Here is a 6463-nt window from a genome sequence, read left to right as displayed (position 1 = left end):
GAAGCCGGCTTCTTCGCCCTGCGCCAGGTCGCGGCGGATGGCGGCGTTGTTCATGTCCAGCCGGGCGGCCAGCGTGCGCACCGCCAGCTCGGTGCTGCCGGGCGGGTCGTCGGCGCTGGCGCCGGGCCGCACCAGGTCGCCGTCCAGCGCCAGCGGAATGCCCGACGCCAGGCTCACCGCCTGCTGGAAAGCCGCATTGCGGCTGGCCCAGTGCCCGGCATTGAAGTCCGCGAAGCGGTAGATCATCTGCGGGTAGTCGGCCGCATAGTCCAGCAGGTGGGCGGTGCCGAAGTACAGCCCGCCGCGGCGGGTGAACACCTCGTGCCGGACGTTGCCTGTCATCGGGTACGGATACGGCCGCTGCCGCACATGCGCCTCGGCATAGGCGATGCTCACCTGCATCGGCCCGCCGGTGCGCACCGGGTTGCGGCCGGCCAGAAAGCGCTGCCCCAGCCGCACCATGCCGATCAGGTCTTCGAAGGTTTCGCTCAGCTCGCGTTCGGTTCTGGCGCTGTCGATGCGCTCGGCGTAGCTCTTGCCGTTGGGCGAGTTGATCTGCAGCGCGCCACGCACCAGCAGCATGGGCACGCCGGCCTGCCCGGCCTGGCGCTCGATCTCGCGCCAGGCGATGGTGCCCAGCCCCGGCACCGCTGGGTCGGCGCGGTAGGTGGATTCCTGTTCGGTCACGGCTAGGGCCGCGCACAGGTGGGCCGGCGTGGCGGGCAACTGCAGCGAGGCCATCGCCGCCACCAGATCGGTGGCCCAGCCGCCGGCATCGGGCAGTTGGGGCGGCAGCAGCTGGCGCACCAACTCGCGTGCCTGGCTGGGCGGCAGGCCGGGCTCGGCCGGCGGTGGCGGCGTGGCACAGCCGGCCAGCCACAGCGCCGCCAGCAGGCAGGCGGCGGTGCGAAGGGGCCGACGGGCCGCGGCCCGGCGGTGAAGGGTCCATGCAAGAGGTGGCGCGGTCATGGCCGATTCTCAACCCGGCGCGGGCGGCCGACATGCAGCCTGGGCTGGCAGGCGGTTTGCCGCAATGCGGCATGACGCACACCCACCCCACAGACCGCTGGCGCCAATGCCTGCAAGGCCGCACCGGCGTGTTCAGCCATCCGCACGACCTGCGCTTTGCGTACTGCCTGTACGTGCCGCCGCCGGCGCCGGGCCAGCCACCGCCGGGGCTGGTGGTCACGGTGCACCACAGCCTGCGCAACTTCATGGAATGCCGCGACCTGTTCAGCGACTTCGGGCAGCGGCACCGCTGCGTGGTGCTGGCACCGCTGTTCCCGATCAACGTGCGGGGCGATGGCGAGGCCGACGGCTACAAGTACCTGCGCGAAGGCGACATCCGCTACGACCGGCTGCTCAACGAGATGGTGCACGTGGTGGCGCAGCACACAGGCTGCCAAGCGCAGCGCTTTTTCCTGCAGGGCTATTCGGGCGGCGGTCATTTCGTGCAGCGCTACTTTCTGCTGCATCCGCAGCGGCTGCGGGCGCCGGCCATCGGCGCGCCCGGCCAGGTGACGCTGCTGGACGATCAGGCGCCCTGGTGGGGCGGCGTGGCCGACCTGCCGGCTCTCTTCGGCCAGCCGCTGGACCGGGCCGCGCTGCGCCACGTGCCGGTGCAGATGGTGGTGGGCGAGCTGAACACGCGCACCGACGAGATCGGCCCCGCGCCGGCCCACCCCTGCTGGCCCGATGAAGCCAGCCGGCACGCTGCCCACCGCGGCGACCGGCTGCGGCAGCTGCAGCGCTCCTACCAGCAGGCCGGCATCGACGTCAGCTTCGAGCTGATGCCCGGCGTGCCGCATGGCGCGGGCACGGTGCCGGCCATCGAGCGGGCCTGCCGGTTCTTCCAACGGCACCTTGCGGGCACCGATTGAGCCCGGGGGCGTGGCCAGTGGCTCAGCCCTGGCCACCCGCGGCGCCGGCCGCGACCACACGCTCGCTGTTGGTGGTGCTGCGGGTGCCCTTGAGGTGCATCTCCACATCGGGCGCCAGATCGCCGACGGCGGCCACGGCTTCCTGCAGCTGCTCGTCGGTGACGTCGAGCTTCTTCGCCCATTCGGCCAGCTGCGCGGGGTTGTTCACGTCGATGTGGGCGGGTTGTGCGGCGGCGGCATTGCTGTCCTGGGCCATGGGCTTCTCCTGGATGGTGGAACACACATCCTCGCCCGCCACGCCCTGGCTGACCGCCGGACGGTGACCGCAGCCCGCGTAGGACGTTGCCCGCCCGCGCGAGGCGCCCGTGGGCCGCTACAGCCCCGCGGGCTTGCCCAGGTGGTAGCCCTGCGCGTAGTCCACGCCGATCTCGCGCAGCGCATCGAGGATGGCCGCGTTCTCCACCCATTCGGCCACCGTCTTGAGCTTGCACACGCTGGCCACGCGGTGGATGGACTCGACGATGGCGCGGTTCTGCGCATCGGTGTCCATGGTCTTGACGAAGCTGCCGTCGATCTTGACCACGTCCACCTGCAATTGCCGCAGGTACGAGAAGGACGACAGGCCGACGCCGAAATCATCGAGCGCGAAGCGGGCGCCCCGCGCGCGCCAGGCGGCGATGAAGCGGTGGGCCGCGTCCAGGTTGCCGATGGCCGCGGTTTCGGTGATCTCGAAGCACACCCGCGCCGGGTCCACGCCCTGCTGCTCGAACAAGGCCATCACATCGGCCAGGAAGGTGGCATCGCCCAGCGACTGGCCCGACACGTTGAGCGAGCAATGCATGTGGGGCGTGGCCGCCATCCAGGCCAGCGCATGGCGGAACACCCAGCGGTCCAGCTCCCCCATCAGCTGGTAGCGCTCGGCCGCCGGGATGAAGAGCGAGGGCGGCACCAGCTGGCCATCGTCGCCGCGCAGGCGCAGCAGCACCTCGCAGTGGGAGATGCCATCGCCCACCGCCGCGGTGCTGACGATGGGCTGGCCGAACAGTACGAAGCGGTTGTCGGCCAGCGCCCGGCGCAGTTCGGCCACCCAGTGCATCTCGCCGCGGCGGCCTTCGATCTGCGCATCGGCCTCGGCCGCGAAATGCACGCGGTTGCGCCCCGCCTCCTTGGCGGCATGGCAGGCCACGTCGGCATCGCTGGCGGCACGCAGCGCATTGCCGTCGCTGCGGTCCAGCGGCGCCATGCCGATGCTGGCGGTCAGCCGGTGCTGCTGGCCGCGCCACTCGAAGCAGTGCGCCGCGATCTGCTCGCGCAGCATGTGGCAGCGCTGGATGCCGTCTTCGCGGCTGCAGCCGGCCAGGATGATGCCGAACTCGTCGGCGCCCAGCCGGGCCACCACGTCGCTTTGCCGCGTGCCGGCCTGCAGCAGGCGGCCGATCTCGCGCAGCAGCGCATCGCCGGCCGCATGGCCGACGGTTTCGTTGATCACCTTGAACTGGTCGAGGTCCACATGGCACAGCAGGTCGCCATGCGGCGCCTCGGCCCCCGGCCTGCCCGGGCGCTCGCCGGCCGAGAGCACGCGCTCGAACTCGCGGCGGTTCATCAGGCCGGTGAGGGCGTCCTGCCGCAACTCGCGCGCCACCAGCTCGGCCTGGCGGTGCTGCTCGGTCACGTCGTGCGCCACCCACACCATGCCGCAGGGCTGGCCCTGGCCATCGGCCAGCGGCGAGGCACTGTGCGTGATGTGGCGCAGCTCGCCGTCATGCCGCTGCAGCAGGCAGGGCGCGGTGGTGGCCACCCGGCGACGCTGGGCCAGGCATTCCTGGGCGGGCGATTTCAGGGGCAGCCGGTCCAGCGCGCCGCGCAGCAGCACCACGGCCTCGAAAGGCTGGCCGCGCAGGTCCGCTTCCGGCAGGCCCAGCAGCACCAGCGCCGCCGGATTCAAGGCATCGATGCAGCCCTGCACGTCGGTGGTGATCACCGCGTCGGTCAACGACTGCAGCGTGGTGCGCAGGCGCGCGGCCTGGTTCTGCAACTCGGCATGGCGCTCGGCCAGCAGCTCGGCACTGCGCTCGGCGTCTTGCCGGGCCTGGCGCAAGGCACGCTCGTGCCGGCGGGTGGCCTGGGCATGGAACAGCGTGAGGCTGACCACCGCCGCTTCATCGCCCGCTGCGCCCTGCTCCACCTGGGCATTGACCAGCACCGGCGTGCTGCTGCCATCTGGGGCGCGCAGGTCGAACGAGATCTCATGCGCAAAGCCCTGCATCTGCAGCAGCGGCGCATAGTGGGTCTCGTGGAACATGCGGCTGGCCGGGGCCAGCACGTCCTGCAGCCGCAGCCCGCCTTCCAGCTCGGCCAGCGGCCGGCCGCACCACTGCGCCGCCAACGCATTGGCGCGCAGGATGCGCCCTTCCGTCGTGGTGTAGAGGTGTCCGCAGCGCGCGCTGTCGGGCAGCAGGGGCAGGGCCGCCATCACGCGACGGCGCGTTCGGGCAGGCGGGCCAGGAAGCGCTGCAGCGCCGCGGTGGTTTCGGCCGGCGCGCTCAGGTGCGGGCAATGCCCGGTGGCGGCCAGCTGCACCAGTTCGGCCTGCGGCAGCGCGTGCTGCAGGTACTCGCCCACGGCCGGCGGCGCCAGTGCATCGTCGGTGCACTGCATCAGCAGGCAGGGCGTGTGCACCTGCGGCAGGTCGGCGCGGTGGTCGGCCAGGAAGGTCACGCGCGCGAAGTGCCGGGCGATGGAGGGGTCGACGCTGCAGAAGCTGTTGGCCAGCGCATCGCCCAGCTCGGGCCGCCCGGGGTTGCCCATGATCACCGGCGCCATCATGCGGGCCCACGAGAAGAAGTTCTGGTCCAGCACGTCCATCAGGTCGTCCACGTCGTGCCGCTCGAAGCCGCCCACGTAGCCGGGATGGTTGATGTAGCAGGGGTTGGGCGCCACCAGGGCCAGCCCTTCGAACAGGTCGGGCCGCAGGCGGGCCGCCAGCACGCCGACCATGGTGCTGACCGAATGCGCCACCAGCACCGGCCGCTGCAGGCCGGCGGCCTCGCACAGCGCGATCAGGTCACGCGCATGGCCTTCGAGGCTGCCGTGGCGCTGCCGGTCGTAGGCCGAGGTGTCCGAACCGCCGGAGCCGACATAGTCGAACAGCAGCAGCTCGTGGTCGGCTTCGAAGGCGGGCGTGATGTGCTGCCAGACCTGCTGGTCGCAGCCGTAGCCATGGGCAAACACCAGCGGGCGATGACCCACGGCGCCGAGGCGGCGCACGTTGTGGCGAGCAAGGACATTCATTGGCCCTCTTCTTCGGAACGCCGGGGCCGGGATTGAGCACTGTTACACGGTGCCCGGCCGGCCGAGGGTCGAAGGCCCCTTCAGTCCAGCACGATGCCGGTGCGCTGGCCGAGGGCGGTGTATGTCTCGACCTCGGCCGCCACCTTGGCCTGGAAGCCGGCCGCGTCGATGAACACGGGCTCCAGCCCGGCGGTCAGCAGCTTCTGCCGCACCTCCGGCAGCGCCATCACCGCAGCCACTTCGGCCGACAGCCTGGCCAGCACCGCAGGCGGTGTGCCGGCCGGCACGGCCACGCCGTGCCAGCCATCGAACACGGCCTTGGGCAGCTTGAGCTCGGTCACGGTGGGCACCTCGGGCAAGGCCAGCGCGCGCTGCGGGCTCAGCACCGCCAGGGCGCGCAGCTTGCCGGCCTGGATCTGCGGCGCGGCCGAGGCCACGGTGTCGATGGCAAAGGCCACTTCGCCGCCCACCACCGCCATCACCGCGGCGGCACTGCCCCGGTAGGGCACGGCCAGCAGCTGCACGCCGGCTTCATGCGCCAGCAGCTCGCCGGCCAGGTGCGGTGCCGAGCCGGGGCCGAAGGTGGCATAGCCCACCTGCCCGGGCTGGGCCTTGGCCTGGGCCAGCAGCTCGGCCAGCGTGCGCGCCGGCGTGCCGGGACCGGCCACCAGCACCAGCGGCGACTTGGCCACGATGCCCACCAGCGACAGCGCCTTGCGCGGGTCGTAGGGCAGCCGGGGCTTGAGCGCCGGCACCACGCTGTAGGTGGAAGAGCCCGAGACCAGCAGCGTGTACCCGTCCGCCGGCGCCTTGGCCACCGCATCGGCACCGATGGTGGTGCTGGCGCCCGGCCGGTTGTCCACCACCACGGTCTGGCCCAGGCGCGCCTGCAGCCGGTCGGCCAGCGTGCGTGCCACCAGGTCGGTGGCGCCGCCGGGTGGAAATGGCACCACCACCTTCAGCGGCCGGATGGGCCATGCCGCAGCCGCCGTGCTGCCGGCCGCCTGGGCCCAGACGTTGCCGGCCAATGGCATCAGCAGGCCAGCCGCCAGGGTGCAGAGCCGGCGCCGGTGCGGCGACACAAGCCGAAGGTGGGCGGGCTGGGCAACGCGGGCAAAGTGGGCAGTCATGGCGCAGGCAGGTGGCGGCAACCGGTCCATCCTAGAAACCCGCTGCCTTCGCGGCAATCGCAGAATCTGCAAGCGCGGCTTGCCAAAGCGGCAAGGCGCCGCCGGGCGCGATGCGACGGCGGTTCAGCCGCCGCGGCGGCGCGAGGCCTGCAGACGTTCCGG

6 protein-coding genes are annotated in these 6463 nt (G+C 72.0%); 1 reads left to right on the top strand and 5 read right to left on the bottom strand.

Translation table 11 applies throughout. The annotated features are described in order from the left end of the window. Nucleotides 1-969 (bottom strand): DUF1615 domain-containing protein (locus ABNT58_RS11620; protein WP_348753636.1); only part of this gene is annotated, 969 nt, incomplete at its 3' end. A 71-nt stretch (nucleotides 970-1040) separates the two neighbouring features. Here ABNT58_RS11620 and ABNT58_RS11615 point away from each other — a divergent pair. Then, nucleotides 1041-1880: an alpha/beta hydrolase gene (locus tag ABNT58_RS11615; protein ID WP_348753635.1), complete on the top strand. Its 840-nt coding sequence runs from the start codon at nucleotides 1041-1043 to the stop codon at nucleotides 1878-1880. A 22-nt stretch (nucleotides 1881-1902) separates the two neighbouring features. Here the strand turns inward: ABNT58_RS11615 and ABNT58_RS11610 are convergent, their stop codons facing one another. The 4 genes from ABNT58_RS11610 to ABNT58_RS11595 all read right to left on the bottom strand — a co-directional run bounded on the left by ABNT58_RS11610 (nucleotide 1903) and on the right by ABNT58_RS11595 (nucleotide 6301). Next, a complete protein-coding gene (locus ABNT58_RS11610) occupies nucleotides 1903-2136 on the bottom strand; it encodes a DUF3606 domain-containing protein (protein WP_348753634.1) in 234 nt (77 codons plus the stop codon). 117 nt (nucleotides 2137-2253) lie between these two features. After that, complete coding sequence (locus tag ABNT58_RS11605; protein ID WP_348753633.1) at nucleotides 2254-4353, bottom strand: EAL domain-containing protein; 2100 nt, start codon at nucleotides 4351-4353, stop codon at nucleotides 2254-2256. After that, entirely contained in the window at nucleotides 4353-5171 is an 819-nt protein-coding gene (locus ABNT58_RS11600; RefSeq protein ID WP_348753632.1) for an alpha/beta hydrolase, read from the bottom strand. Before ABNT58_RS11600 ends, ABNT58_RS11605 begins: the two co-directional genes overlap by 1 nt. Nucleotides 5172-5251: 80 nt before the next feature. Beyond that, nucleotides 5252-6301, bottom strand: a complete 1050-nt coding sequence (locus ABNT58_RS11595) for a tripartite tricarboxylate transporter substrate binding protein (protein WP_348753631.1) — start codon at nucleotides 6299-6301, stop codon at nucleotides 5252-5254. Between the last annotated feature and the right edge of the window lie 162 nt (nucleotides 6302-6463).

It is taken from the genome of uncultured Aquincola sp. (genome assembly GCF_964001545.1).
Lineage (GTDB): Bacteria > Pseudomonadota > Gammaproteobacteria > Burkholderiales > Burkholderiaceae_C > Aquincola.
The sequence above is the reverse complement of the archived record's forward strand: the minus strand, read 5'-3'. Positions and strand labels throughout refer to the sequence as shown.